The sequence below is a fragment of the Bradyrhizobium sp. USDA 4503 genome (assembly GCF_054055815.1).
In genome coordinates this window covers 6,976,128-7,001,920 of sequence record NZ_JBSRXS010000001.1, presented here as the reverse complement: position 1 = coordinate 7,001,920, position 25,793 = coordinate 6,976,128, and the positions used below count along the sequence as shown (strand labels likewise).

At 64.3% G+C, this 25,793-nt stretch carries 27 protein-coding genes; 13 read left to right on the top strand and 14 right to left on the bottom strand.

Translation table 11 applies throughout. The annotated features are described in order from the left end of the window. Positions 1-189: 189 nt before the first annotated feature. Positions 190-399, top strand: coding sequence for a cold-shock protein (locus tag ACVMIH_RS33370; RefSeq protein WP_028341292.1), 210 nt, complete (start codon positions 190-192; stop codon positions 397-399). A gap of 232 nt (positions 400-631) precedes the next feature. Then, on the top strand, positions 632-1,765 hold the full coding sequence (locus ACVMIH_RS33365) for an acyl-CoA desaturase (RefSeq protein ID WP_253590514.1): 1,134 nt from the start codon (positions 632-634) through the stop codon (positions 1,763-1,765). A gap of 26 nt (positions 1,766-1,791) precedes the next feature. On the opposite strand, the gene ACVMIH_RS33360 is transcribed toward ACVMIH_RS33365, so the two are convergent. Then, positions 1,792-2,163 carry a cupin domain-containing protein gene (locus tag ACVMIH_RS33360; RefSeq protein WP_456864722.1) on the bottom strand — a complete coding sequence of 124 codons (372 nt, stop codon included), beginning with the start codon at positions 2,161-2,163 and terminating at the stop codon, positions 1,792-1,794. Between the two features lie 300 nt (positions 2,164-2,463). On the opposite strand from ACVMIH_RS33360, the gene ACVMIH_RS33355 reads away from it, so the two are divergent. Continuing rightward, entirely contained in the window at positions 2,464-2,748 is a 285-nt protein-coding gene (locus ACVMIH_RS33355) for a hypothetical protein (RefSeq protein ID WP_456864721.1), read from the top strand. Positions 2,749-2,798: 50 nt separating this feature from the next. Here the strand turns inward: ACVMIH_RS33355 and ACVMIH_RS33350 are convergent, their stop codons facing one another. Both ACVMIH_RS33350 and ACVMIH_RS33345 read right to left on the bottom strand, forming a co-directional pair. After that, positions 2,799-3,623, bottom strand: a complete 825-nt coding sequence (locus tag ACVMIH_RS33350; protein WP_316398829.1) for an amino acid kinase family protein — start codon at positions 3,621-3,623, stop codon at positions 2,799-2,801. A 14-nt stretch (positions 3,624-3,637) separates the two neighbouring features. Further along, positions 3,638-4,450 (bottom strand): amino acid kinase family protein, encoded by an 813-nt coding sequence (locus tag ACVMIH_RS33345; RefSeq protein ID WP_456864719.1) that lies wholly within the window; start codon positions 4,448-4,450, stop codon positions 3,638-3,640. Between the two features lie 444 nt (positions 4,451-4,894). On the opposite strand from ACVMIH_RS33345, the gene ACVMIH_RS33340 reads away from it, so the two are divergent. Beyond that, positions 4,895-6,895, top strand: coding sequence for a hypothetical protein (locus ACVMIH_RS33340; protein WP_456864717.1), 2,001 nt, complete (start codon positions 4,895-4,897; stop codon positions 6,893-6,895). Positions 6,896-6,950: 55 nt separating this feature from the next. Here ACVMIH_RS33340 and ACVMIH_RS33335 read toward each other — a convergent pair whose 3' ends face one another. Further along, entirely contained in the window at positions 6,951-7,928 is a 978-nt protein-coding gene (locus tag ACVMIH_RS33335) for a zinc-dependent alcohol dehydrogenase family protein (RefSeq protein ID WP_057017898.1), read from the bottom strand. 119 nt (positions 7,929-8,047) lie between these two features. Between ACVMIH_RS33335 and ACVMIH_RS33330 the strand changes: the two genes are divergently transcribed. Further along, on the top strand, positions 8,048-8,629 hold the full coding sequence (locus tag ACVMIH_RS33330; RefSeq protein WP_245311535.1) for a TetR/AcrR family transcriptional regulator: 582 nt from the start codon (positions 8,048-8,050) through the stop codon (positions 8,627-8,629). A 142-nt stretch (positions 8,630-8,771) separates the two neighbouring features. Continuing rightward, positions 8,772-9,128 carry a hypothetical protein gene (locus ACVMIH_RS33325; protein ID WP_057017927.1) on the top strand — a complete coding sequence of 119 codons (357 nt, stop codon included), beginning with the start codon at positions 8,772-8,774 and terminating at the stop codon, positions 9,126-9,128. 279 nt (positions 9,129-9,407) lie between these two features. Here the strand turns inward: ACVMIH_RS33325 and ACVMIH_RS33320 are convergent, their stop codons facing one another. The 5 genes from ACVMIH_RS33320 to ACVMIH_RS33300 form a co-directional block, all read right to left on the bottom strand. Further along, positions 9,408-11,483 (bottom strand): FAD-binding oxidoreductase, encoded by a 2,076-nt coding sequence (locus ACVMIH_RS33320; protein WP_456864715.1) that lies wholly within the window; start codon positions 11,481-11,483, stop codon positions 9,408-9,410. A 61-nt stretch (positions 11,484-11,544) separates the two neighbouring features. Then, complete coding sequence (locus tag ACVMIH_RS33315) at positions 11,545-12,159, bottom strand: glutathione S-transferase family protein (RefSeq protein WP_456864713.1); 615 nt, start codon at positions 12,157-12,159, stop codon at positions 11,545-11,547. A 199-nt stretch (positions 12,160-12,358) separates the two neighbouring features. Next, positions 12,359-12,772, bottom strand: coding sequence for a Rieske (2Fe-2S) protein (locus tag ACVMIH_RS33310; protein ID WP_456864711.1), 414 nt, complete (start codon positions 12,770-12,772; stop codon positions 12,359-12,361). Between the two features lie 7 nt (positions 12,773-12,779). Next, the gene (locus ACVMIH_RS33305; RefSeq protein WP_456864709.1) at positions 12,780-13,892 is read right to left on the bottom strand and encodes an amidohydrolase family protein; all 1,113 of its coding nucleotides are present in this window, start codon (positions 13,890-13,892) and stop codon (positions 12,780-12,782) included. 73 nt (positions 13,893-13,965) lie between these two features. Continuing rightward, entirely contained in the window at positions 13,966-15,030 is a 1,065-nt protein-coding gene (locus ACVMIH_RS33300) for an amidohydrolase family protein (RefSeq protein WP_456866594.1), read from the bottom strand. A gap of 237 nt (positions 15,031-15,267) precedes the next feature. Here ACVMIH_RS33300 and ACVMIH_RS33295 point away from each other — a divergent pair, with 237 nt between their 5' ends. Then, positions 15,268-15,747, top strand: a complete 480-nt coding sequence (locus ACVMIH_RS33295) for a hypothetical protein (RefSeq protein WP_456864707.1) — start codon at positions 15,268-15,270, stop codon at positions 15,745-15,747. 6 nt (positions 15,748-15,753) lie between these two features. On the opposite strand, the gene ACVMIH_RS33290 is transcribed toward ACVMIH_RS33295, so the two are convergent. After that, positions 15,754-16,467 carry a DJ-1/PfpI family protein gene (locus ACVMIH_RS33290; RefSeq protein WP_057017904.1) on the bottom strand — a complete coding sequence of 238 codons (714 nt, stop codon included), beginning with the start codon at positions 16,465-16,467 and terminating at the stop codon, positions 15,754-15,756. A 64-nt stretch (positions 16,468-16,531) separates the two neighbouring features. On the opposite strand from ACVMIH_RS33290, the gene ACVMIH_RS33285 reads away from it, so the two are divergent. Continuing rightward, positions 16,532-17,527, top strand: a complete 996-nt coding sequence (locus ACVMIH_RS33285; RefSeq protein WP_229192419.1) for a GlxA family transcriptional regulator — start codon at positions 16,532-16,534, stop codon at positions 17,525-17,527. Between the two features lie 56 nt (positions 17,528-17,583). Here the strand turns inward: ACVMIH_RS33285 and ACVMIH_RS33280 are convergent, their stop codons facing one another. Together ACVMIH_RS33280 and ACVMIH_RS33275 are read right to left on the bottom strand one after the other, a co-directional pair. After that, positions 17,584-18,132, bottom strand: a complete 549-nt coding sequence (locus tag ACVMIH_RS33280; RefSeq protein ID WP_076827645.1) for a carboxymuconolactone decarboxylase family protein — start codon at positions 18,130-18,132, stop codon at positions 17,584-17,586. Between the two features lie 189 nt (positions 18,133-18,321). Beyond that, positions 18,322-19,239 (bottom strand): LysR family transcriptional regulator, encoded by a 918-nt coding sequence (locus ACVMIH_RS33275; protein WP_199805264.1) that lies wholly within the window; start codon positions 19,237-19,239, stop codon positions 18,322-18,324. Positions 19,240-19,352: 113 nt separating this feature from the next. On the opposite strand from ACVMIH_RS33275, the gene ACVMIH_RS33270 reads away from it, so the two are divergent. From ACVMIH_RS33270 to rnk, 3 genes are all read left to right on the top strand, one after another. Beyond that, positions 19,353-19,919 carry a chromate transporter gene (locus tag ACVMIH_RS33270; RefSeq protein ID WP_456864705.1) on the top strand — a complete coding sequence of 189 codons (567 nt, stop codon included), beginning with the start codon at positions 19,353-19,355 and terminating at the stop codon, positions 19,917-19,919. After that, positions 19,916-20,446: a chromate transporter gene (locus ACVMIH_RS33265; RefSeq protein WP_057017908.1), complete on the top strand. Its 531-nt coding sequence runs from the start codon at positions 19,916-19,918 to the stop codon at positions 20,444-20,446. Before ACVMIH_RS33270 ends, ACVMIH_RS33265 begins: the two co-directional genes overlap by 4 nt. A 299-nt stretch (positions 20,447-20,745) precedes the next feature. Then, positions 20,746-21,165: a nucleoside diphosphate kinase regulator gene (rnk, locus tag ACVMIH_RS33260; protein ID WP_456864703.1), complete on the top strand. Its 420-nt coding sequence runs from the start codon at positions 20,746-20,748 to the stop codon at positions 21,163-21,165. 5 nt (positions 21,166-21,170) lie between these two features. Here the strand turns inward: rnk and ACVMIH_RS33255 are convergent, their stop codons facing one another. Then, on the bottom strand, positions 21,171-21,365 hold the full coding sequence (locus tag ACVMIH_RS33255) for a hypothetical protein (protein ID WP_076827654.1): 195 nt from the start codon (positions 21,363-21,365) through the stop codon (positions 21,171-21,173). Between the two features lie 141 nt (positions 21,366-21,506). Next, positions 21,507-22,571: a ketopantoate reductase family protein gene (locus ACVMIH_RS33250; protein ID WP_456853275.1), complete on the bottom strand. Its 1,065-nt coding sequence runs from the start codon at positions 22,569-22,571 to the stop codon at positions 21,507-21,509. Positions 22,572-22,816: 245 nt separating this feature from the next. Between ACVMIH_RS33250 and ACVMIH_RS33245 the strand changes: the two genes are divergently transcribed. Both ACVMIH_RS33245 and ACVMIH_RS33240 read left to right on the top strand, forming a co-directional pair. Further along, positions 22,817-24,043, top strand: a complete 1,227-nt coding sequence (locus ACVMIH_RS33245; RefSeq protein WP_076827656.1) for a TetR/AcrR family transcriptional regulator — start codon at positions 22,817-22,819, stop codon at positions 24,041-24,043. A gap of 391 nt (positions 24,044-24,434) precedes the next feature. Continuing rightward, positions 24,435-25,673: a branched-chain amino acid ABC transporter substrate-binding protein gene (locus ACVMIH_RS33240; RefSeq protein WP_057017914.1), complete on the top strand. Its 1,239-nt coding sequence runs from the start codon at positions 24,435-24,437 to the stop codon at positions 25,671-25,673. The last annotated feature ends 120 nt before the right edge of the window (positions 25,674-25,793 follow it).

Below are 25,793 nucleotides of genomic sequence, written 5' to 3'. Positions count from 1 at the left end.
CAGAAAGGGGGAAAGCCACTTGCGGAATGACCGAACCGTAGCTATCTACCGCTGATCGAATTTCGGCCGAACGACTTGGCCTCGCCGCTGATAGCGTGCCTGACTGACGACCCTCACCCCCTGAACTTCGAATTCGCCCGCTGCACTCGTGAGTGCGGCTCCAAACACGCATCTATAGGACGATTTTCCATGAGCATGGGAACTGTGAAGTGGTTCAACAGCCAGAAGGGTTTCGGCTTCATTCAGCCGGACCAGGGCGGCCAGGACGTTTTCGTTCATATCAGCGCAGTCGAACGCGCCGGCATGAGCACCCTCAACGAGGGACAGAAGGTCTCTTTTGAGATCGTTGCAGACCGCCGGACCGGCAAATCTGCTGCGGACAATCTGCGCGCGGTGTAAGCTGCGACAATTGGCCATGCTGCTTTGACCACGGATGAACTGGCAAAGCCTCTGGTTACGCGACCCCGCGACCGGTCACCCGGCCGCGGGGTTCTCTTTGTCAACACCGCGCGCAATGCCCGCCAGGACCAGGACTTGAACCGTCTGCCGGCGAAACGGCCCGCGCATCGAAGCAGCTGAGGTCGCGAGCGTGTCCACCAATATCGATCCAGCTCGGCAGCACGACGACATCATGTACCCGCAGGTCCTCCCGTTTCTGCTGGTCCACGCAGGGTGTCTGGCGGCGATCTGGACGGGCGTCTCATGGCAAGCGACCGCAATTTGCGTCGCTCTGTATTGGCTGCGCATGTTTGCGATCACCGCCGGCTATCATCGGTACTTCTCGCATCGGGCTTATTCAACAAGCCGGGCCTTTCAATTCATCCTCGCATTCCTCGCCCAAAGCAGCGCTCAGAAAAGCGTCCTTTGGTGGGCCGCGAAACATCGACATCACCATCTTCATTCGGATACCGAGCAAGATGTGCATTCGCCGGGGCATAAAGGCTTCGTGCACAGTCATCTCGGGTGGATTTTTTATCGACAGCACGATGCAACTGATCTGACGAAAGTTGCGGATTTTGCCTCGTATCCGGAATTGATGTGGCTTCACAGATTGGAGGTCTTGCCGGCGATCGTGGTCGCAGGTCTGTGCTTCCTCATCGCCGGATGGCCCGGGCTCGTGGTCGGTTTCTTCTGGAGCACCGTGCTGCTGTATCACGCCACGTTTTGCATCAACTCCCTCGCGCATGTTCACGGGCGCAAGCGGTACGTTACGGGCGATGACTCCCGCAACAATTGGCTGCTGGCTCTGTTTACGATGGGTGAGGGTTGGCACAACAATCATCACGCCTACCAAAGCAGTGCGCGGCAAGGCTTCCGGTGGTGGGAGATTGATGTGACCTATTATGTTTTGGTGACTTTGTCCTTGCTCGGTATTGTCTGGGATCTGAAGGCGCCGCCCACGCTGGTTCTCCGCAACGAGCAGCGCTTGGGATCGCGTGTGATAAAGCGAACGGCTGAACAACTCGCTGGTCGCTTCAATCCCGAGTACATCGCGCAGGCCATCAAATCGTCGGTCCACGAAACCGGATTGTCGGTGCGGGAAGCGCTTGTTCTGTTACAGCATCGCGCCGACTTGCATCTGCCCAGCATACCAACGCGCGACCGGTTGTTGGCTGAAGCCCAGGCCATGTTCGCGAAGACAAGTTCGTTGGACGACATTGTCGACCGTGCGCATGAACTCCTGGTGGAGTCGGTTTGCCTCCTGCTCGCGGTTCCACCTCGGATGGCCGGCGCAAGCCCGAAACCTCAGGTGAGCCAACCGTAACATTTTGCCTTGGCCTTTTCCCGACCTCACGGCTCCATCGCGTAGGCGCGCCCGGGCTCGAGCGCGTAGATCGTCAGGAAGCGCAGCGGCCGTTCCGGATCGCAATTGCGAAACAGCGTGTGCGGAACGTCAGGGCGATCCTGCAAGGTCTCGCCCGCCCGATACTGGCGCGGCGCCTCGTCGTCATACGCGGACTCGGCAACGCCTTCGACGATGAAGACCACGCCGCCAACGGGATGCCGATGCAGCGGGGCGCCCCCGCCGGGCGGAAAGGTCACCTCGGCAACGACAAGCTCGCGATCATCGCCGGGCAAAGCGAGACGCTCAAGGGTCCTGCGGGTGACGCCGGCGAATCCGGCTTGTTGGGCTTTTGCCTGACCGTCGCTGCTTTCAGCCATTGGAACCCTTCCCTGTCACGCGCGCCTTTGCCCCATTCAGATCAAGGCTGCGGTGACTATGGGGGCGCTTCAACGACGCAACAAGCGCCCAAGCATTTCAACACATGTCGCGCGGGCGAGGCGAAGCCCTTGCCACCCCTGCTCCCACGTTGCAGGATTCCTGCGAGAACCTTCAGCAGTGGGCCTTGCATGAAAACGAGTATCGTCACGACGCGGGCGTCGGGGATCGCCGCCCTGGCGCTCATCTTTGCATTAAATGTCACGCCGGCATCTTCGGCGCAGCCCGTGCCGGAATGTTCGATGTCGATGACATTGGCGGATTGGGGCGAGAATTCGAGCGGCGATATCGACGTCGCCTCGGGCGAAAGCTGCCAGATCCCGATCGGGATCCGCGGCACGGTGACGGACTCCGCGATCTCGCAGAAGCCGGCCTATGGCAAGCTGAAGAAGATCAACGCATCGACCTTCGAATACAGGGCGAAGGCCAAGTACAAGGGCAGCGACACCTTTGCCATCAAGGCAACGGGCCAGGGGCCGAAGGCATCCGGCACCTCGGTCATCACCGTGCACGCGACGATCAAGTAGTCCCTCGGTCGCGCGCCGCCTAAACGCGACGCGCGAGCATTACATCGGTATCAGGCCGGCCGCGCGCCGGTGCGGATGATCGATCCGACATGCTGGCCACGCAGCGCCGCCGCGAGCCGGCCGGGAACGAGGCCGTTCACGACCTGCACCCGCTCGATATGCCGCGCATTGGCCATCACCTCGAGCAGCGCGGGATCGAACGGCAGCGTGCCCTTCAGCTTCGCAAGGTCGGCGAGGCTGGCCTCGCGCAGCAGCTGCGCCTTCTTCCCCTCGGGACCATTCGGATCGTCGGTGTAGACGCCGTCGACATCCTCGACGATCGTCAGGCCGGCGGCACCGAGCGCATCGGCGATCAGGAACGCACCGGTGTCGGCGCGATGCAACGGGATGCGCGAGACCGGGAATTCATGATGGTGATAGGGCGGAAACGCGCTGCCCACCACGGCGCGGGCCGCGGAGAGATGGATCGCAAGCTGGCTCGCGATGGTCGGATGCTCGATATAGGACACGCCCTCCGGCGCGAGCAGGCAGGCCAGGATGTGGCCGTTTTGGCCGGCTTCGCTCGCCGCGAGCGGCGCGAGCGAGCCGACCGGCAGGCCGAGATCGAGGCCGACGCTGTAGAGATGACGGGCGCGGATGCCGGCGCCGGTCAGGATCAGCAGGCGGTGCTCGGGCAGCAGCGAACGCAACTCGGCGACGATCGGCAGGATCGCCTCGTGGCCGCGATCCATGATGGAGCGGCCGCCGATCTTCACCACCTGCACCCAGGGCAGCAGCGGGATCGGGCGACCGCCGGCGACGGGACGGGTGAGATCGCTGTCGAGCAGGGTCTGGCGCGCGAGCGGCGAGGCGACGTGCTTGATGGTGTCGTCCATGGTCGTGTCCCTGCTCAGTTCGCGGTGATGATGGTGCCGACATGCTCGCCCGCAAGCGCACGGGTGAGGTTGCCGGGGACGAGGCCATTGACGACCTGCACCTGCCGGACATGGCGCGCGGTGGCGAGCAGATCGAGCACCGGGAATTCGAGGATCGAATCCTGCAACCCCTTGGCCTTCATCTCGGCGACCGAGATCTTCGGGATGAAGGTCGCGCCCTTCGAGGTCTTGGGGTTCGCGGTGTAGAGACCGTTTTCGTCCTTCACATAGATCATCGCCTTGCAGCCGAACTGTTCGGCGACCAGGAAGCATCCGGCGTCGGTGCGATAGGGCGGGATCATGCCCTCGGGTGCCGGCCGCATCCAGAGGCCGTAAGGCGGCATGCCGCTGAAGATCACGGCGTTCACCTCGGCAAGATAAAGCGGCACGGCCGACAGCCCGGCGCCGCTGACCGCGGAGATGCCGTGCCTGGCGAGCAGCTGGCCCAGCATCACCGCGTTCTGGTCGGCGACCGAGGCGCCGAGCTGCGACAGCACGCCGGCCGGCAGCCGCAGCCCGGCCGCGATCGAATAGAGGTGCCGGGCGCGGGTGCCCGCGCCGGTCCCGATCAGGATCTTGTGCGCCTTGCGGGCCGCGACGATCTCATCGACCAGCGGGTAGACGGCGGCGCGGCCGCGGTCGATGACGCTTTGCCCGCCGATCTTGATCACGGTGGCATCCGGCAGGATCCGGAAGTCCGATGCCGCCTCGGCCGTCGCCAGAAGCTGCGGATCGGTCAACGATCGCTGCATCAGCAGCGCTTCAAGCTCCGCCGTCGTATTCGCCATGAGAAACGTCCTTTCTCCAATGCGCCTGGCATTGCTTCCATCGGCCCGCGATGTTCGATGTCTCCACCGGTGTCTCGCAAAGACCCGTGTTCGAATTGCACGGCTAACGGCAAGCCTGGCGCGTCTCAAGCCGCAACGGCGGGGATAGACCATCGCGAATGGCACCGGCGAGTGCGTGTCGCGACACCCGCTGCGAGGCCGTTCGGAACGGGATACCTATGACGTTTTGCCGCACGCGACTCGACGATGGGTGTGACACCCACCATAGATGCTGCATTGAAATTCTGCGATCCTGAATTTGATATTAACGATTTCTTCGGAATGCGCTGATCTCAGCCGGACGATACTAATCTCAGCCTGGCCCGCCTCACGGGCCAAAATTGATTGCCTTGCACCTTGGAAATTAGCCGGTCTCGACCGGCGCACCCCACGAGGAAGCAAACCATGGCCAATTCCGCACCGGTCGTCACGATTGGTAACCACAGCCTGTTGTACAATCAGTGGCAAAAAATACAGCCATGGCTCACCTATGCCGACTCCGACGGCAATCCCGCGCAGAAATTTCAGTTCTGGGACGGCGGCACAGCTGCGAACAGCGCCTATTTCTGGACTTCCACCAACGACCATTGGGCCGCCAACACGACGATCGAAGTTTCGGCCTCTGACCTCTCCGACGTGTGGGTGCGTGCTGGTGCGGTCGGCGGCACCGAGACACTGTGGGTACGCGCTTTCGACGGGACCGATTGGGGTAACTGGACGTCTTTCACGCTCACGACGATTCCAAACACTGCGCCGGTCGTCACGGTCCCCGACGTGCAGCTGCACACCAATACTTGGACGCAAGCCAAGAATTGGCTGACCTACTCCGATGCCAACGGGGATGCAGCCACCAAATATCAATTCTGGGACAGCGGCACCTCCGCAACAAGCGCCTATTTCTGGACTTCCACCAATGATCATTGGGCTGCCAACACGACGATCGAAGTGGCGGCCGCCGACCTGGCCGATGTCTGGATCAAGGGTGGCTCGACAACCGGTGCAGAGACGTTCTGGGTCAGAGCGTTCGACGGAACAGACTGGAGCAACTGGGACAGCTTCACGCTGACGTCGGCCAATACTCCGCCCGTCGTGACAGCCGGTGATCATTCCATACATATCGATCAATGGGTCACCGTCGACAACTGGTTGACCAAGACCGATGCCAATGGCGATGCGATCACGAAGTACCAGTTCTGGGATAGCGGCACCGCCGCCACCAGCGCCTATTTCTGGACACCCGACAATTCCCACTGGGCTGCCAACACGACGATAGACGTTTCGGCTGCGGACCTCGCCAATGTCTGGATCCATGGCGGCTCGACAACCGGTTCCGAGACGATGTGGGTAAGGGGATTCGACGGAACGGAGTGGAGCTCCTGGGACACATTCACCGTGACGTCGACGCCGAACACGGCTCCGGTCGCGACCATCAACGACCAGTCGCTGCACGTCAATCAATGGGGCAAACCGCAAGGCTGGCTCACTGCCACCGATGCCGAAGGTGACACGATCACCAAATACCAGTTCTGGGACGCCGGCGCGGGCGCGACCAGCGCCTATTTCTGGACACCCGACAATTCCCACTGGGCTGCCAACACGACGATCGACGTTTCAGCATCCGATCTGGCCAATGTGTGGATCAAGGGCGGCTCGACGACCGGTTCCGAGACGATGTGGGTAAGGGCATTCGACGGTACCGCCTGGAGCAATTGGGACAGCTTTAATCTGACGTCGACCAATACTGCTCCGACCGCGACGATCAACGATCAAACGCTGAACGCCGCGCAGTGGGCGCAGCTCGTCAACTGGACGACGGCATCCGACACTGACGGCGATGCAATCACCCAATACCAGTTCTGGGACGGTGGCGGGGCTGCGACCAGCGCCTATTTCTGGACGCCCGACAATTCACACTGGGCGTCCAGCACGGTCATCGACGTCTCGGCGTCCGACCTCGCCAATGTATGGGTGCGAGGTGGCACCGCGGCCGGTACCGATTCCATGTTTGTGCGCGCTTTCGACGGAACGAGCTGGAGTGCCTGGGACAGCTTCACCGTGACCAGCCTGGCAAACCACGCACCCGATGCCTCGATCAGCAATCAGACCTTGCATGTCAACGAGTGGAGCCAGGTCGGCAACCTGGTGTCCTATGCTGACGCTGACGCGAATCCCGCGGCCGCCTATCAGTTTTGGGATGGCGGCGGCAACGCCAACAGCGGCTATTTCTGGACCTCTGCGAATTCCCATTGGGCAGCCAGCACCGTGATCGACGTCAATGCCGCCGACCTCGATGATATCTGGATGCGTGGCGGCGCCACCACCGGCAGTGAGACGATGTATGTGCGCGCCTATGATGGTATTGACTGGAGTGCGTGGCACGCGTTCACGCTCTCGACCATCGTCTAGCTGCCCCGGCGTGACGTCGTGAGGACATGCGCCGGCGAATATCGGGGGGTACGACCTAACTTGGCGTGAAGATCACCTTGCCCTTGAATGCCGCCGCCTGCGCGATCGCCTGTGAAAAATCCTCCAGGCGATAGGTGCCGACCACCGGCGCGCTGATCGCACCCGATGCGACCATCGGCACCAGATGGTCGTACATTCCGGCCAACGCTTCGTCCGTCGCAGTCTTGCCCCAATGACCGAGCCAGAAGCCGCGCACCGACACCTCGTTGAAGATCACGCTCAAGGCCGAGCCGGAGAACGGCTGTCCGCTCATCGCGCTGTAGATGACGAGCACTCCTTTTGGCGCGAGGCAGTTCATCAGGTTCAAGGCGGATGAGCCGCCGACCATGTCGAGCGCCAGCTGGATCGGCGCCCCACCCGTTTCCCTGGCGACGCGCTTGGCGAGATCCGGCCCGTCGAGCAGCACGATATCGCCGCCGACCGACTTGACCTCGTCCACGACGTCCTCGCGGCGGACGATGTTGACGGTCTTGAGCCCGAGCGACTTGGCGATGGCGATCACCGCGCGCGCCGTCGCCGAATTGGCGCCGTTCTGGATCACCCAGCCGCCGGGCGGCACTTTCACGAAATCGGTCAGCAAGAGATAGGCGGTGGCCGGATTGACCCCGATCATGGACAGTTGCTGGACATCGGCATTGTCAGGCAGCGCACGCTGCCATGATGCGGTGAATTTGACCCGCTCGGTCCAGGTCGGGACCGTGAAGGGAATCAGCGTGCGGTCGCCCTCCTTCAGATTCCTCACCTGCGATCCGGCGGCAACAACCCGCCCGACGCCCTCGATCCCGAGCGTGGCCGGCGGTGACGGCAGATAGCCGTAGCGCCCGGCGATGATCATGAAATCCGAATTGTTGATCGGCGCAGCCTCAACCGCGACCACGATCTCGTCGGGGCCGGGGCTGCCGACGTCCGGCACCTCGTTGAGCTTGACCACGTCCGCTGCACGTCCGAACGCAACGACCTGAACCGCTTTCATGGCGTGATCTCCCGATTTCGTTGTGTACTTCTAAGTACAGAATATGGATTGCGTCAATAGCCGGATCTGCCTTCACAGCAAGGTGAAGGCTTCACATCCGACGCGGGAGTACATAAAAGATGGATATGGCAAGGCCGCGCAGCTTCGATCCGGACGATGTCCTGGAAATCGCCCGCCAGATGTTCTGGCAGAAGGGCTTTCAGGCGACTTCGCTCGACGACATCACGGCGGCGAGCGGCGTCGCGAAACCCAGCCTCTATGCGGCGTTCGGCGACAAGAACGCGTTGTTCCTGAAGGTGCTGGACCGCTATCACGACGGCATCCTCGGCTGGGCCGAGCGCGTGCTGGCGCAGCCGGGGCCCACGCGGGACGTCATCAGGCAGTGGCTTACCGGCTTCATTCCCTATTGCTCGGGCGAGAAGGGACAGCGCGGCTGCCTGTCGATCAATTCCGCGACCGACGGCTCGCTCGACCAGGTCGAGCTCCGCAAGAGCATCGAGCGCTACAACCGGCGGCTTGAAGAGCTGCTGCGCGCGCGGCTGCGCACCGATCGCGCCCAGTTCAGGAAGGGCTTTGACCCTGACGTCACCGCCCACACCATCATGGTGGTGCATGCCGGACTGCTGGCGCTCGCGCACCAGAGGCCGGATTCGAAGCAGGTGAAGTCCGTGATCGACCAAGTGATGAGCCTGCTCGCCTGAGTTTGTCGGCACCCGGCCTTCCGGCAGCCCCCGCGCGCTCTCACGATTGTGATTATATGACGATTATCATCTAATTGATGTCCCGATCTCGATGACCATCTCCGGGCTGGCTGTCATGGGCTTTCCGGATTTTGGGGATCAGATGAACAAACGGTTTTGGCGTGCGGCAATCGTTCTAGTCACCGCCCTGCTGGCGAAGCCGGCGATCGGGCCGGTGCAGGCCCATGATCACGGGCATCCCGAATTGAACGCCTGGTATGAGAGCCTGCGCACCGTCAAGGGCCCCTGCTGCGACGGCAGCGACGCGAAGCGTGTCGATGACGCCGATTGGGACACCAAGGACGGCCACTATCGCGTCCGGCTCGAAGGCGAGTGGGTCGACGTTCCCGATGAGGCCGTCGTCGCCGGACCGAACCGTGCCGGCCGCACCATGGTCTGGCCGTATTATCTGGACGGGCACCCGAGGCCACGCTGCTTCATGCCGGGCAGCATGGGCTAAACACCATGAGTTAGGTTCAATCGATCTCGCAACGCGCTGACTACACCTCTCCCGCTTGCGGGGTCGAGACGAGCGAAGCTCGCTCTTAGGTCGCATCGCATCGAATATGCGATGCGGGTGGGGGCTCTCTCGGCAGCGTGACTCGCGGAGAGAGCCCCCACCCCAGCCCTCCCCCGCAAGCGGGAGAGGGGCGCACCACCTTGCGATTGCCATTCAATCTAATCTCATCATGCCTTCGGCGACCAAGCTGCGCAGGCCGGCGTCCTGCGGCACAGCTGATCAGAGATCCAGCTGGATCCGGTCCTCGCCGTTGGCCTCCGGCTTCGCCGGCACGGCGCAGCAGATCAGCACCTCGTCATCGGCTACCTCGGCGGCGGGCTGCTTCACATAGGTCACGGCGCCTGCCAGCAATCGCGTTCGGCAGGTTCCGCAATTGCCCTCCCGGCAGCTGAAGGCGGGGCTAAGGCTGCGCGCTTCCGCCAGTTCGAGCAGCGTCCCCGCCTCCGGCGTCCAGCGCGCCTCCTTCAACGAAGTGGTAAAGGCGACCGGGACCGGCGTTGTCGCCGGCGGTCGCCGCGGCGGCGCTGCGGTGACGAGGTCGGGCTTCCGAACCAGCGATGAAGGACCGAATGCTTCGGCGTGAATCCTGCCGTCGGCAATGTTGTAGCCGCGCAGGGCGTCATAGAGCGATTGGGTGAACCGCGGCGGTCCGCACAGATAGAAGTCATAGTCGTTGAACGGCAGGACGCGCGACAACAGCGCCATGTCGATCCGTCCCGCCGCGTCGTAGTCTGTGCCCTGCTCGGCGCCGTCGACATCGCCGAGGACGCGGACGATCCGCACCGCGCCGCCGGCGGCATCCACCAGCTGCTGCAATTCATTGCCGAACGCGCGGTCCTGTTTCGCATGCGCGGCCTGGATCAGGGTCGTCGGCCGGATGCCGCGGGTGCGCAGCCCCTCATAGACCACGTGGCGCAGCATCGCGAGCAGCGGCGTGATGCCGACACCGCCGGCGAGCAGCACCGCGGGCCGCTTCTCGCGCGCATCGATCGTGAAGCCGCCAGCCGGAGCGCGCGCTTCGATGATGTCGCCGACATGGATGGTATCGTGGAGATGCTGCGATACGACACCGTCGCGCTTCACGCTGATCCGGTACATGCCGTCCGACGGCGCGACCGACAGCGTGTAGGTGCGGATGACCGGCTTGTCGATACCGGGCAACGAGAGACGAATCGGCAAATGCTGTCCCGCCCGGTGCGGAAGCAACCCCGCGCCGTCGTCCGGCTGCAAATGAAACGAGCGGATCGATCGGCTCTCGTCGACGATCCCAGTGACCTTGAACGGCCGCCACTGCGTCGCGCGCTCGGCGGCGCGGATTCGGTCGGCGGTCTGCACCCAGTCGCCAGTCATCAGCGAATTCGGCGACCAGCCTTCGGCCCGGAACGCCCAGCGCAGCGGCAGCGCGCCGCGCCGGCGCACCACGCGGCGGGCACGGAAGCTCCACAGCCGCTCGGCACCCTGAAACGCCGCGATCTCCGGCGAGTCCAGCATCACCTCAGCGTCACCGCTCAGCTGCAGCAGGTCGCCGGTTTCGAAATCGACAAACACCAGCCCGGCCTTGCCGTTGACGAGGATGTTGCCGAGCGTGTTGAAGAACAGATTGCCGGCGAAATCGGGAATCGTCAGCGTGCCGTCGTCGGCGACGCGGACGAAGCCCGCCCGGCCGCCGCGATGCGAGACGTCGACCTGACGACGGTCCTCACGCTCGGCATAGGACGCCACGAAGAACGTGTCGGCTGCCCTGATCATGTCGCGCGCGGCCTGATCGAGCGCCGTGCTTGCCTCGATCTCTCCCGTGAACGGTTCGTCCGGCGCGCGCACGAAGGTGAAATCGCGAAGCTGGATATACTGCGCGCAATTGCCAAAGCTCTGATCGAGCTCGAAGCTGAGTGCCTTACCTGACGATGCACGCAGCAGCCCGTTGGCACGGTTGCGGCGCCGCGTGTGCAGTTCGATTCCGAGCAGTCCGATCGCATCGCCCGCGCGCATGCCTTCGCTGACGGGATCGCTGGCGTCAGTCCGCGCATCGATCTCGAGGCTGCGCGGTGTCGGCGAGGAAATGAAGCTGGGCCTACCGGCCAGCAACGAAGCCCAGGCGTCGCCGCTTCGGTCCACGCTGCCGACGACGATGAAGGGAATCTGCGCGAAGAAATCGCGATGCTGGTCGGGCATGAAGTCGCGCACCGCACGCTGGCCGACGGCCTCCATCTTCTCGGCGACACCAACCTGCTGCTGGATCGCCTTTTCGCCGGCATGCCAGGTCGCGAGCTTGCTCTTGGTTCGTCTGTCGCTCATCGTATCGCCCTCCCCTTCGGGGGTTGGACGGGCGCGCCCGACGGCACGCCCGGTCAGGAGGTCACGCGGCCGCCAGACCGACTGGGGTCTTGGCGAAGGCCACGAAGCCCGGCAGCGCCTCGATCCGGCGCAGCCACGCGTTGACGCGCGCATAGGCGGAGAGATCGACATTGCCTTCGGGTGCGCTGGACAGATAGCTGTAGAGCGCGACATCAGCGATTGTCGGCGCCTCACCGACCAGCCAGTCGCGCCCGGCGAGATGGGCTTCGAGCCGTTTCAGCAGAACATGCGCCCGCGCGATCACGTCGTCCGGATTGTGCTTCGCGCCGAACACGGTGATGAGGCGTGCCGCTGCGGGCCCAAACGCAAGATCGCCGGCAGCAACCGACAGCCAGCGCTGGACCGCGGCAGCGCCCTTTGCATCCTGCGGCAGCCAGTCGGTGCGGCCGAGCTTGGTCGCGAGATAGACCAGGATCGCGTTGGAGTCGGGGATGATTACGCCGTCATCATCCAGCACAGGCACCTGGCCGAACGGGTTGAGCGCGAGATATTCCGGCCGCTTCTGCGCGGCGGACTTGAGGTCGACGTCGACCAGTTCGTGCGGAATTTCCAGCAGGGACAAAAACAGCCGCGCGCGGTGCGCGTGGCCGGAGAGAGCGAAGTGATACAGCTTCATGTGCCGTTCCTGATGTGGTGGACGGGTTCATTCCCGATCGCCAGCTCAAGGTGGCCCATTGCAGCGGTTATTATAATTGCCGTCGACGGTACTTCATTATTGCATAAGTCGCAATAACACCTACTTGCGTCATGGCCGGGACTGTTCCTGCCACGACGAGGCCCTCGGCGGCGCACACGGTCGCGCGAACTGCGCCAACCTAAATCTCGACGATCACGTAACTGTCTTCGATGTGCACCGGGAACGTCTCGGCAACATACGGCCCCTTCTGCAACTCGGCGCCGCTCTCGACCGCGACCGGATAGGAGCGGATCCTGAACCGCTTCGGATCGAACCAGGACTGCCCGTTGCGCATGTCGAATTCCCAGCCGTGCCACGGACAGCGCAGCATCTCGCCGACCCGGTCGCGCTGATAGATGCCGGGCTCCGGCGAGGTCAGGCGCGCGACGCAGGCCGCCTTCTCCAGCGGCGCGCCTTCATGCGGGCAGCGATTGAGCAGCGCGAAGAACTCGCCATTGACATGGAACACGACGATGTCGCGGCCCTCGATGCCGAACACCTTGTTGCCGCCGGCCGGAATCTCACTGGTGCGCGCGACGATGTGACGGGTCATCTGTGTCCTAGAACTTGTAAACCGCGCGGGCGTTGGCATTGAAGATCTTGCGACGCTCGGCGTCCGTCAGCGGCGTCTTGAAGGCGTAGCGCGCGTCGTCATAGTCCCAATGCGGATAGTCCGACGAGAACAACAGCCGGTCGATGCCGACCCATTCGATCAGCTGCCGCAGGTGCCTGGCTTCATCCGGTTCGTCGATCGGCTGGGTCGTGAACCAGAAATGCTGCTTCACATATTCGCTCGGCCGGCGCTTCAGATGCGGCACCTCGCTGCGGAAGCGTTCGAAGTGCTGATCCATCCGCCACATCGTCGCTGGAATCCAGCCGAAGCCGCCCTCGATGAACACGATCTTCAGTTTCGGGAAGCGCTCGGGAACACCTTCCAGCACCAGGCTGGTGAGGTTCGAGGCCACCGTGTGCGCGTTCGACTGGTGCTCCTCGCAATAATAGGACGGCCAGCCGCCGCCGGTCGGAGCATGGCCGCCATAGCCGCTGACATGGATGCCGAGCGGCAGATCGAGCTCTTGCGCGCGTTCATAGATCGGCCAGTAGCGGCGGCGCCCGAGCGGCTCGTTGGCACGCGGCGAGACGTTGATCTGGATGTATTCGCCTGATTTGGCGCAGCGCTCGATCTCGGCGAGGCCGAGGTCGGAGCCGTCCTGCCCGACCAGGATCGAGGCCTTGAGGCGGGGATCGCGATGCGCCCAGAACGCCAGTTGCCAGTCGTTGATGGCGCGCTGGATCGCGGCGCCGAATTCCAGATTCTGCTGCGAGAAGATGAAGAGGTCGAGCACCTGCAGGATGCCGAACTCGACGTCGAAGGGATCGAGATGCTGCTTGCGCATGAAATCGAGGTCGGAGCCGGGCACGCCGCCGGTCGGCGGCCAGGCATCGCGCCGCGCGATCAGCGGCGAGGAGCGCGGATACGGCGTGGTGCCGATATAGGGCGTGCGCAGGTGGCTGCCATATTCCTTCAGATGCTGCTGCCAGCGTTTCGGCAGGAACTCGTTGAGGTCGCTGTGCGCGTGAAGGCTCGGATGGATGTCGCAGTCGATGATCTTCAGCCGCGTCGCCGCGGTCTTCTCCTGGTCGAGCATCGGGCGGTCGATGACGTCACTCATGCGATCCTCCTTCTTGTTTGCGCATGATCTTGTCGGAAAACCGGTTTCCACTTTTCCGGATCATGCGCGCGAATTACGAATTCAGCTTCAAACGCGGGAACGTTTCAATCGGGTTGTCTTCGCACATCCGCTTGATGATGCTGTCGGGCAGATGCGGCGGGATCGGATCGTCGCCGTCGAACTGCCAGTGCGGATAGTCGGATGCGAACAGGAACATCTTGTCGGAGCCGATCTGATCGATGATGTCGGCGACACCTGTTGCGTCCAGCGGCGCATCGAACGGCTGCATGGTGACGCGGAAATGGTCGCGGATGATCGCGGCGGGCTCGCGCTCCACCCACGGCACCTCGACGCGCACACCGCGCCAGGTCTTGTTGGCGCGCCACATGAACGCCGGCAGCCAGCTGACGCCCGACTCCATCAGCACGACGGTCAATCCGGGATACTTCCCGAACACGCCCTCATAGATCAGGCTCAACGTCTGCGCCTGGAACGCCTGCGCCTCGGCGAGATAATATTCGTAGCGGTAGGACGGCCAGCCGATCGAGCTCGGCGCGCCCCGGTAGGCACTGCCGGCGTGGATCGCGATCGGAAGCTTGTATTTCTCCGCGGCCTGATAGATCGGCCAGTAAGGCCGCCGGCCGAGCAGCGTCTCGCCCTGCGAGGGCACCAGCACCGAAACGAAGCGATTGTCGCCGGCCCTGCGCTCGATCTCCTCGACCGCTAGGTCCGGCGCCTGGATCGGCACCACGATCGAGGCGCGCAGCCGCGTGTCCCTGGCAAGCCATTCGGCCGCGATCCAGTCGTTGATCGCCCTGCAGAAGTCCGCCGCCATGTAGGAATCGAACACCGCCTGCGCGCCATAGACGACGTTGCAGATCGCGTGGCTGGCGCCGAGCTGGTCGAATGCGCCGCGCTGCACCATGGCAAGATCGCTGCCGGGCTTGCTGCCGTCCGCCGGCCGCCAGTCGGCGCGGCCGGACAGCGGCATCGACGGCGGATAGGAATTGAGGTCGAGCCCGTCGATGGCGCGGCTGACGACCTGTTCCTTCCAGTGATCACTCAGATAGGGCAGCAGCGTGGTGCGCGTTCCCCCCACCGCGGGATGGATGTCGCAGTCGATGCGCGTGGCCGCCATGGCGTTCCCCGGATTGATCTTCTTGTCGTCGTTGTTGGCGGCATCGCTGCCACGGATCGGACTGTGACGCCGATGGCGCGATCGTGCAAGCGGGTCCACGCGGGGCCGCCCTGCCCTGTGCGCGCACCGCACCTCACGCGAAGTTGCGGGATCGCCTATGAATGGCGTCACCTGTTCAGGCCGCGAGACGTGCTAGCGATTCCGCGCCGCGGAAAGCGCGGGCACCGGGAGACGGGAATGAGACTGGGCCGACTGACGATCCTCGCATGTTCATTGTTACTGGCCTCGTCGGCCACATGGGCCGCGCCTGCGACCACCTCGGGCTCGGTCGCGCTGGCGCTCGCCGGCGTCGTGGCGCCCTATTCGCCGCTGCCGGCCAAGGAGAAGAAGGCGGTCGCCGCGTTCTTTGGCGGCGACAGCAACGTCCCCATCACCAGCAAGATCACCGTCACCGCCGACAAGATCGTCTGCCGCGCCAGCAATGTCGACATCACCTCCCGCTCCTGCGAACTGACCTTCGGCGGCAACACCCGTACCGTGAAGGGACGCGAGGCCAACGCGATCTTCGCCACCGAAGCTTTGGCCGGCGTGCCGCCCGACGGCGCCGCGGGCACGATCTACGAGGCGTTGTCGAAACTGTCCTGCACGCTCGATCCGAAAGTGATCAAGGACAAGGCCGGCGGCGGCGCCGACTGCAGCTTCGAGCCGGGGAATTAGTCCCGCTCAATCTCCCTGCACGGCGACGCCCAGCCTCGCCGCGACACGGCGCGCAGTCTCTTCCCGCTGCTCCGTGATCGCGCGCACGGCCTGGCGCGACTGCTGCAGGATTTCGGGTGGCGCGGTCTCCGGCGTGCCGCTGTCGAACGGCGGCTCCGGCGCATACACCATATAGAGCTGGATCGCGCGCGCGGCATCGTCGCCGCGCAGTTCAGCCGCGAGCCGCAATGCGCCATCGATGCCTGCCGTGACTCCGGCGGCAAAGACGAAGCTTCCGTCCACCACCACGCGCTGGTTCACGGGCGTAGCGCCGAACAACGGCAGCAGATGAAACGACGCCCAATGCGTCGTCGCCCTGCGTCCCTTCAGCAGCCCGGCCGCTCCGCAGATCAGCGCGCCGGTGCAGACCGAGAAGATGCGGCATGCCCCCGCCGCCTGCCGGTTGATCCAGCCGAGCACCTCCGTGTCCTCCATCAGGGCTTGCTGACCAAAGCCGCCCGGCACATGCAGCACGTCGAGCGGCGGCGCATCGGCCAGCGTCGCATCCGGTGTCAGCCGCAATCCCTTGATGTCGCGGACGGGATCGGCGGTCTTGCCGTAGATGCGGTAGGTCGAATTCGGAATCCGCGACAGCACCTCGAACGGCCCGGTCAAATCGATTTGGTCGACGCCTTCGAACAGCAGCGAACCGATCCGCAGATGAACATCGTGAGCGATCATCGAACTTCCCTCGAACTTTCCTTGCGCTATGGACAAAGCGAATCTAGCGCGGCAGGTTTCGGCGATGACGCCAACCAGCCCACGTTTTTCGCCAAACCGCCGCCGCTCGATCGAAGTGCTGGCCTATCCGGCCGTGCAGTTGCTCGACGTCACCGGGCCATTGCAGGTGTTCGCGTCCGCCAATGCGCTGGCGGCCAAGGCAGGCAACGCCGAGCCATATGAAGTCCGCGTCGTTGCAAAGGATGGCTCACACGTCGAGTCGTCCGCCGGCGTCGGGCTCGCGGTGCATCCGCTGCCCGCGATCGGCAGCCCGGTCGACACGCTGGTGATTCCGGGCGGCGACGGCGTCAACGCCGCGGCGGCCGATGCCGTCCTGGTGGACTGGGTGCGCGAACGCGCCGGGCAGGCGCGCCGCACCGCATCGGTCTGCACCGGCGCGTTCCTGCTCGCCGCATCGGGCGTGCTCGATGGCCGGCGTGCCGCGACCCATTGGGGATTTTGCGCAGAGCTCGCCGAGCGTTTTCCCGATGTCCGCGTCGAGCCCGATCCGATCTTCGTGCGCGACGGTTCGTTCTGGACGTCGGCCGGCGTCACCTCCGGCATCGATCTGGCGCTGGCGCTGCTGGAGGAGGATCTCGGCCGCACGGCGGCGCTTGCCGTCGCCCGCTATCTCGTCGTGTTTTTCAAACGGCCGGGCGGACAGGCGCAATTCAGCGAAATCCTGTCGCTGCAAGCCACTGACGACAGGTTCAGCGCGCTGCACGACTGGATCAGCAACCATCTGGCCGGCGACCTCTCGCTGTCGACGCTGGCGAAACAGGCCGGCATGAGCGAGCGCAGCTTCAGCCGCCATTACGCCGAAGCGACCGGCTTGACGCCGGCACGCGCAATCGAGCGGCTCCGGGTCGAGGGCGCGCGGCATCTGCTCTCGGAAACGCGCCTGCCGATCAAGCGCATCTCACAGCGCTGCGGCTTCGGGTCGGAGGAAACGATGCGGCGCAGCTTCCTGCGCCTGCTGTCGACCACGCCGCAGGACTATCGCGCCAGGTTTGCGCTCTGACGTGCACGGCCGGCCGCGCGGTCGACGTGCAATGATTGACGCTAGGCGAGACCGTCTCAGCCGTTCCAGGCATATTCCTGCAACGCCGCCTCCAGCGGCGGATTGGTGACGCTGCCGGTGTAGTTGGTGATGGTCGACGCCGCCACGATGGTGATCACCTCAAGCACGAGATCCTTGTAGAAGCCGGCTGCCAGGAATCGTTCGATCTCCTCGTCGTCGAGCCGCCCACGCTTTTCGATCAGCGACCGCGCCAGCGTCGAGAGCGCGCCGAGCGTCTTGTCGGCAGGCGAGCGGCCGGCACGCATCGCGTCGACATCGGCCGGATCGAGCCCAGCCTGCAAGCCGAGCGCGGAATGCAGCGCGACCGCCCAGGCGCAGCCATTGGTCACCGCGTCGGTGAGCAGCACGGTCTGGATCTGCTGCTCGGTGAAGCTGCCGCCGTGAACCTTGTCGAAGATGCCGATGAAGCTCTGGATCAGCACGGGCGAGGTCGCCATCGCCGCCGCAAGGTTCGGGATCATGCCAAACCGCGCCTCGACCTCGCGCAAAGTAGGCCTCGAGGCTTCGGGGGCAGACTCGAGCGTATGGACAGGAAAACGCGCCATTGGAAATGCCTTTCGCGGTATTGTTGAACCCGAAGCCTCCGGTCGCAACCAGGCTGTTGCGATCCGTGCGCCGGCAATCGAGTTTGATGGAGCTGTCTAACCGCGCCCGGATATGCGCGTTCGCCAAACTCCCCACACTCCGCGCCACCAGCGGCAGCGGCGACGTTCAGCCTCGTCGCGCAGACTCCACTAGCCGCCGGCACGGTCCTTCACCCGTCGCGTCACGATCCCGAGCAGACGGCCAAGCGTGCCGGCGGCGGGGCCCTTCTTGCGCGCCAGCGCCAGCGGCGCGACGAGGCCGGTGGCGCGGTCGAGGCGGAGATAGGAGACGCCGGCGGTCTCGAGCCGCGCCATCGATTCCGGCACGATCGAAATGCCGAGCCCCGCCGCGACCAGGCTGAGCGTCGACACCATCCGCGTCGCCTCCTGCGCCACTTTCGGGCTGAAGCCCGCGGCACGACAGGCCGCAATGATGCTGTCATAGAGGCCGGGCCCGGTCGGACGGCGGTAGAGGATCAGCGGCTCGTCGGCGAGCGAGGCCAGCGAAATCCGCCGCCGCGTATCCTTGCGGGCGCGCGGATGATGGTCGGGTAACGCGACCACCATCTCCTCGTCGAGCAGATGCGTGATCGTGAGGTTCTCCAGCCGCTCGCTCGGCGCGCGCACGAATGCGGCATCGAGCCGGTCGGCCTCGACGGCTGCGATCAGCTCGCCGGTCGAGGCCTCCTCGAGCGACAGCGTGATCGCCGGCGCGCGCTCGCGCATTTCGCGCATCACGCCGGTGACGAAAGGATGGAAGGCGGCCGAAGAGGTGAAGCCGATCGCAAGCTGGCCCTCCTGGCCGCGGCTCGCGCGGCGCGCGGCTTCAACCGCGAGGTCGGCGTCGCGCAGGATCGCGCGCGCCTTGCCGACGAAGGCACGGCCGGCCGCGGTCAGCTCGACCCCGCGCGGCTGCCGGCGAAACAGCGGGGCGCCGATCGCGGCTTCCAGGGCGCGGATCTGCTGGCTCAGCGGCGGCTGCTGAATGCCGAGCCGCGCGGCGGCGCGAGTGATATGGCCTTCCTCGGCGACCGCGACGGCATAGCGGAGATGGCGCAGTTCGATCATCAGGACAATCCATATGCAATAGATATGCAAATTCGCATATCCATATATTGGATATTTGGCACGCGGCCAACTAGAGTCGGCTCAACAACAAATCGAACCGGAGCCGCCCGCCGATGGACGCCATCCCCGCCGTGCAAACCACTAAGCATCACGCACCTGACGTCGGCGAGTTGTTCACGGGCTTCTTCATCCTCGGACTGACCGGCTTCGGCGGCGTGCTGCCGCTGGCGCGCCACATGATGGTGGAGAAGCGCGGCTGGCTCACCGGCGCGGAGTTCACCGACCTGCTCGGGCTGTGCCAGTTCCTGCCCGGCGGCAACATCATCAACATGTCGGTCGCGGTCGGGCTGAAGTTTCGCGGCATTCCCGGCGCGTTCGCGGCGATCCTCGGCCTGATCGCGGTGCCGACCGCGGTCGTGATCGGCCTTGGTGTGATCTATGGCCGCTTCGCCGACGACCCGGTCGTCCGTCATCTGTTCGGCGGTCTCGCCGCCGCGGCGGCCGGGCTCCTGATTTCCACGGCGATCAAGATCGCCTGGCCGCTGCGGCGCGATGTGCTCGGCCTCTTCATCGGCGCGCTGTGCGTGCTGGCGATCGCCGTGTTCCGCTTGCCGCTGCTGCCGACCCTGCTGACGCTCGCGCCGCTCAGCATTGTTCTCCGGTCGAGGCAGGCGTCATGAGCGCAACCCTCGTCACGCTCGCGCTGATCTTCGCCGAGCTGTCGTTGCTCGCCTTTGGCGGCGGCAACACCATCCTGCCGGAGATGCAGCGTCAGGTGGTCGACGTGCATCACTGGATGACGGCGCAGGAATTCGGTGCGCTGTTCGCGCTGGCGCAGGCAGCACCCGGGCCGAACATGATGGTGGTGCCGCTGGTCGGCTGGCATGTCGCGGGCTTCTCCGGCGTGCTGGTGACATCGCTCGCCAAGTTCGGGCCGTCGTCGCTGGTGACAGGCTTCGCGCTGCGGCTCTGGGAACGCTTCAAGGATCGGCCCTGGCGCCGCACCGTGCAGGCCGGGCTGGTTCCGGTCACCGCCGGGCTCGTCACCGCCAGCGCCATTGTCATCACCCACGCATCGGCCTCGAGCTGGGGCACCATCCTGATCGCGGCCGGCGTCGCGATCGCCACCACCACGACGCGCATCCATCCGCTTGTCGCGCTCGCCGCCGGCGCGGTGCTCGGCCTGTCCGGCATCGGACAGCCCTGACGCTCTGCTTGCGGCGATGGCGTCTCGTTCCACGCGGCGATGTGCGCGCTTTCGCCGCAATGGATGCGACGTCGCCAGCGGCTATGTTGATAATGCCATGATCGACACGCTCCGCATCGACACCCGTATTGCGCGCCGCGAATTGCGCGCCGGACGTCTGCACGCAGGCAATTAGCCGGACGGCGATCGCGCGCCGTCCGGATTCCTCTACGTCACCAAATCATTTCAGTCCGTCGCGTCGCGAGATATCCGCGCGCCGGCGCTCGTGCGCCTCCGATCAACCGCAAAGATCATCCGCCATGACCCGAACCATTCAGAACAGCTTTACCGCCCCGGCATTGCCGCCGATCGTGATCACCGCGAGCGAGGCGCATCGCCTCAGCGTGCTGGCCGATTCCAGCATGGCGGTGTTTCCCCGCGTCGCCCAGTTCCTCGCACGCGAGACGGACCGCGCCCAGCTGGTCGCCGACGATGCCGATCTGCATGACGTGGTCCGCATGGGCTCGCTTGTGCGCTACCGCGACGACGAGACCGGCGACGTCAGGGAGGTCGTGCTCGTCTATCCGCACGAAGCCGACATCGCGCTGCGGCGCATCTCGGTGCTGACGCCGGTCGGTGCGGCGCTGATCGGATTGTCGGTCGGCCAGACGATCGATTTTCAGACGCCGAGCCAGCAGACGCGTTCGGTGACGGTTTTGGCCGTGACGCATGAGGGCTAGCGACTTTACGCCGCCTGATGACACTGTCCCATCTCGATCCCGTGCCGGCGCCCGCGCGCGATGCCTTCGGCGATCGCCTTCACGACGATCTCGGCGTCTTCGGGGGAGAGGTGATCGAGCGGCTGCCAGGCGCGCATGATGTCGCGTGCGCGATCGAGGTCGCCGTAGATTGCAAGGAGAGGAAGCGATTTGCTCGGCATGTCCGTTGCTCCCAACCGCAGCTGGGCGAGTCTACTCCATCTGGACAGGTCGAGCCATGCGTCCGGCAACCGCGATTGCGTGCATTGCAGATCGCCGATGCATGGCGAGGGCGTTCCTGCCCCCGCCGTCAACGCATTCGGTTACTCCGCGCCGGAGCCGCCCTGCACGATCTTCTCGTTCAGCTTCTGATCGACGGTCTCGACCGTGCGGTCGATCTCGGCGCTCGGCGTGCCGAGCTGATGCGAGATCAGCTTCACCAGCAGGTCGACGCGTTCTATGAAGGGCGCGCCGGCGGCGACCGCGCGGGCCGCCGATGACGGCTTGAGCAGGCTTTCCGCGGCCTTGGCGTATTTCGCGAACGGCACCTGATCCGCGGGATCGGCGCCGAGCTTGCGCGCGATGGCGTCGACATGATCATAGATCGCCTGCGAGCGCGTCAGGTCGCCGTGCACGGCATCGCGGATCGATTGCGGCTCCGTCGGCGTGATGCAGCGATAGTTGCCGGTCAGCAGCATCGACCACTTCGCCAGCGGCACGAACAGCGAATCGAACACCTTCAGCTTCACCGGAACGTCTTGGCCGTCGAGCGTCACCGCGTCGATGTCGGCTTCGAGCTCGCGCAGCACCTTGTTGTGCTTGTCGTCGGCGAAGGCGGACGCCTTGAAGTTGGTCGGCAGGCCGACATGCAGCACATTGGCCTTCTCCTCCGGCGGACGGAAGGCCTGCGGATCGGGCGAGCACAGCGTGACGAGGCCCGGCTCGAAGCGCTCCCACACCTGCGCGTTGGTGTAGGCCTCCTCGAGGTCCATGCCGGCGAGTGCGGGGATCCGCTTCAGATACGGCAACGGCGGCATGTTCATGATCGACAGGCAGGGCAGCTTCGCCGCCGCGATCTTGATCATCAGCACGCGAACCGTGTGGTTGGTGTATTGCGGCTCCTGCATCGCAAGGCCGACCATGTCGTAGCGCGACACGTCGACATCGGCGGGCGTGACGGCATCGAGCTTGCCCGGCAGATCGCGCGAGAAGATCGAGCGGTGCTCCTTCTCGTCGCGCAGCTTGATCCGCACCTCGGTGCCTTCGCGGTTGATCAGGTCGGCGGTGTTCTTCCGGCACACCAGGGAGACGTTGTGACCCGCCATCAGCAGCTTGGTCCCCAGCAGGGAGCCGTAGGAAGCTCCCAAAATCAGAATGTTGCGCGCCATGCTCTCTCCAATAGCCCTTCTCGCGAAAGGCTTGCTCTCCAAAATCCTGTCCGAAGCTGCTGCCGAACCGATGCCCGGTCGATATTGGCCGTCCCGCATCCACGGGCCGACGGTCGCCAAATCACCAGACAATCAAGACCGCTGGTGTATGGTATGCCACCGTCTATCGCAGATCGACAAGCGGCTGCCAAGGGGATTATCTCGCGTGCGGACTTTCGTTCCGCGGTTAAGAAGGGCATTCGAGCTTGCAAGTCGCCGCCGACCCGACGGATCGGGCTGAAGAAATCCTCGTCTCAGCTTCCCGGCTGTTTGCCCGCCACTCCTATGCCAACGTGACGATGGAGCAGGTCGCAGCATCGGTGCAGGCCGTGCCGGGCGCGCTGTATCACTATTTCCGCGACAAGGAAGATCTGATCTTCCACTGCTATCTGCGCGGCCTTGCGATCTATCGCCACGAGATCGAGGCGGCCGCCGAGCCCGGCATCGACGGGCTCGAGATCATCAGGCGCTTCGTGCGCGGCAGGCTGAGGCCCGAAGGCCAGCGCATGATCCTGTTCAGCGATATCGATGCGCTGGCCGCGCCCTACAGCAGCGAGGTCCATGCCAAGCGCTGGCAGAACGCCGCGCTGCTGGCGGACATCCTCGATCGGGGCGTGGCGGACGGCTCGATCGCCTGCGACGAGCCGCTGCTCACGGCGGTGGCGCTGATCTCCATCCTCGACTGGGTTCCGTTCTGGCTGTCCGAACGCGACTACTACACGCGGCAACAGGCGATCGATGCCATCGACGACATCATCACGCATGGCGTCTACCGGCGCGAGATCGCGCTCCCCAAAATGCCCGAGCCGCTCAGCCTCGCCCCTTTTCTCGAGGCTCGCGCAGCGTTGAACAAGCGGGCCGCCAAGTTCGACAGGATGCTGTCGATTGCTTCCGACAGTTTCAACCGAAGGGGCGCCTCGGGCACGTCGCTCGAGAGCATCGCCGTGGATGCGGGCATGACGCGCGCCGGCATCTACTATCACTTCAGTGAAAAAGAGAGCCTGCTGCTGGCCTGCCTGCGACGCGGGCTCGCCGGCGAGGTCAGCATTCGCGAGCATCTGCAAGAGCACAGCCTTGGAGCATTCGATCACATCGTTCAGCGAATTCGCCTGCTGTTGATGCTGCACGACACGCCCTGCGGCCCAAAGGCGACCTACCACAACATCAACTATCTCAACGACGCAGACCGAAAAGCCTATGTCGGAGACGTGCTGGCGACGATCCGACAAGACCAGAACAGCTATCAGCGCTGGGTCGACGAGGGCCGTTTCCGCCGCATCGATACCTATTTCGCGGAGCGCATTCTCACCGGAATGGGCCACTGGTATCCGATCTGGTTCAAGACCAGGCGTGACTGGTCTCCAGCCGAGATCGCCGATCATTTCGCGCGGCTGTTCCTCGCGGGCCTCAAGCCGCGCCGACATCCAGGCTAGATCCGCCACGGTAGCGATCCCGGTTTCCCCTTCCCCCTGAAAGGGGGAAGGTCGGGATGGGGGTCAGCCGCAGGCGACGCTCCAAGTGGAGACAGCCGATCCCCACCCGCTTCGCTCTAACGAGCGAAGCGACCTCCCCTTTTCAAGGGGAGGTTTTGGAGACGGACGACGCCGGTTCGGAACCGAGAATAAGCGTGAGCCCCATCCAAAAGTTTACCAGTAATTCAAAACTGCGCCCGATTCCGGCGACATATGGCCTATAACATCATAATACCTTCTGCTAAAACTTGACGCAGTATTCAAAGCGAAAGTTGCGAAGGCTCGGCGATTGAGGTTATGAGACGGCCTCGATCGCTAAAGATCAAGAAACACGAGCAAGGGAGAACGCAGGATGCATAGGCTGATCGTTGCCGCCGCGGCAGCGCTGACGGTGTTGGGAGGCGCGGCGTCCGCGCAGGAATCCATCAAGATCGGCTATATCGATCCGCTCTCCGGCGGCGGCGCCAGCGTTGGCGAAGGCGGCCTGAAGACGTTTCAGTATCTCGCCGACGAGTTGAACGCCAAGGGCGGCATCCTCGGCCACAAGGTCGAGATCGTCCCGCTCGACAACAAGACCAATCCGCAGGAAAGCCTGGTGCAGGCGCAGAAGGCGGTCGACGCCGGCGTCCACTACATCACCCAGGGCAACGGCTCGTCGGTCGGCGCGGCGCTGGAAGACTTCGTCACCAAGCACAATTCGCGCAACCCCGGCAAGGAAGTGCTCTACTTCAACTACGCCGCGGTCGATCCGGCGATGACCAACGAGAAATGCAGCTACTGGCACTTCCGCTGGGATGCGAACTCGGACATCAAGATGGAAGCGCTGACCAACTACATGAAGGGCCAGCCGTCCATCAAGAAGGTCTACCTGATCAACATGGACTATTCGTTCGGCCAGTCGGTGCGCACCACGGCGCGCAAGATGCTGGGCGAAAAGCGGCCGGATATCCAGGTCGTCGGCGACGAACTGCACCCGATGCTCAAAGTCACCGACTTCTCGCCCTACATCGCCAAGATCAAGGCGTCCGGCGCCGACACCGTCGTGACCGGCAACTGGGGCCAGGACTTCGCGCTGCTGCTGAAGGCGGCGGCTGACGCCGGCCTCAAGGTCAACTGGTACACCTATTATGCCGGCGGCGCCGGCGGACCGACCGCAGTCAAGCAGGCCGGCCTCGAGGGCCAGGTGTTCCAGATCAGCGAAGGCGTCCCGAACTCCGGCAACAAGGCGGCGATGGATTTCGAGAAGGACTTCCGCGCCAAGACCGGCATTTCCGTCTGGTATCCGCGCGCGGTCAACGAGATGCGGATGTTCAAGGCGGCCGCCGAGAAGGCCAATTCGATCGATCCGGTGAAGGTCGCGGCCGCACTCGAAGGCATGAAGTTCGAAGTGTTCGACGGCGGCGAGGGCTTCATCCGCAAGGACGACCACCAGTTCTTCCAGCCGATCTACATCTCCTCGTTCGGCGCGCTGGCCGACAAGACCAAGGAGCCGTTCGACGAGGAAAACACCGGCTGGGGCTGGCGCATCGTGTCCAAGATCGACACCGCGCAGACGATGCTTCCGACCACCTGCAACATGAAGCGGCCCTGATCGGCCACATCAGTCATTCCGGGATGGTGCGCAAGCACCAGACCCGGAATCTCGAGATTCCGGGTTCGCCCGCTGACGCGCGCGCCCCGGAATGACGGGTAAGTTCCTTTCACTCGACAG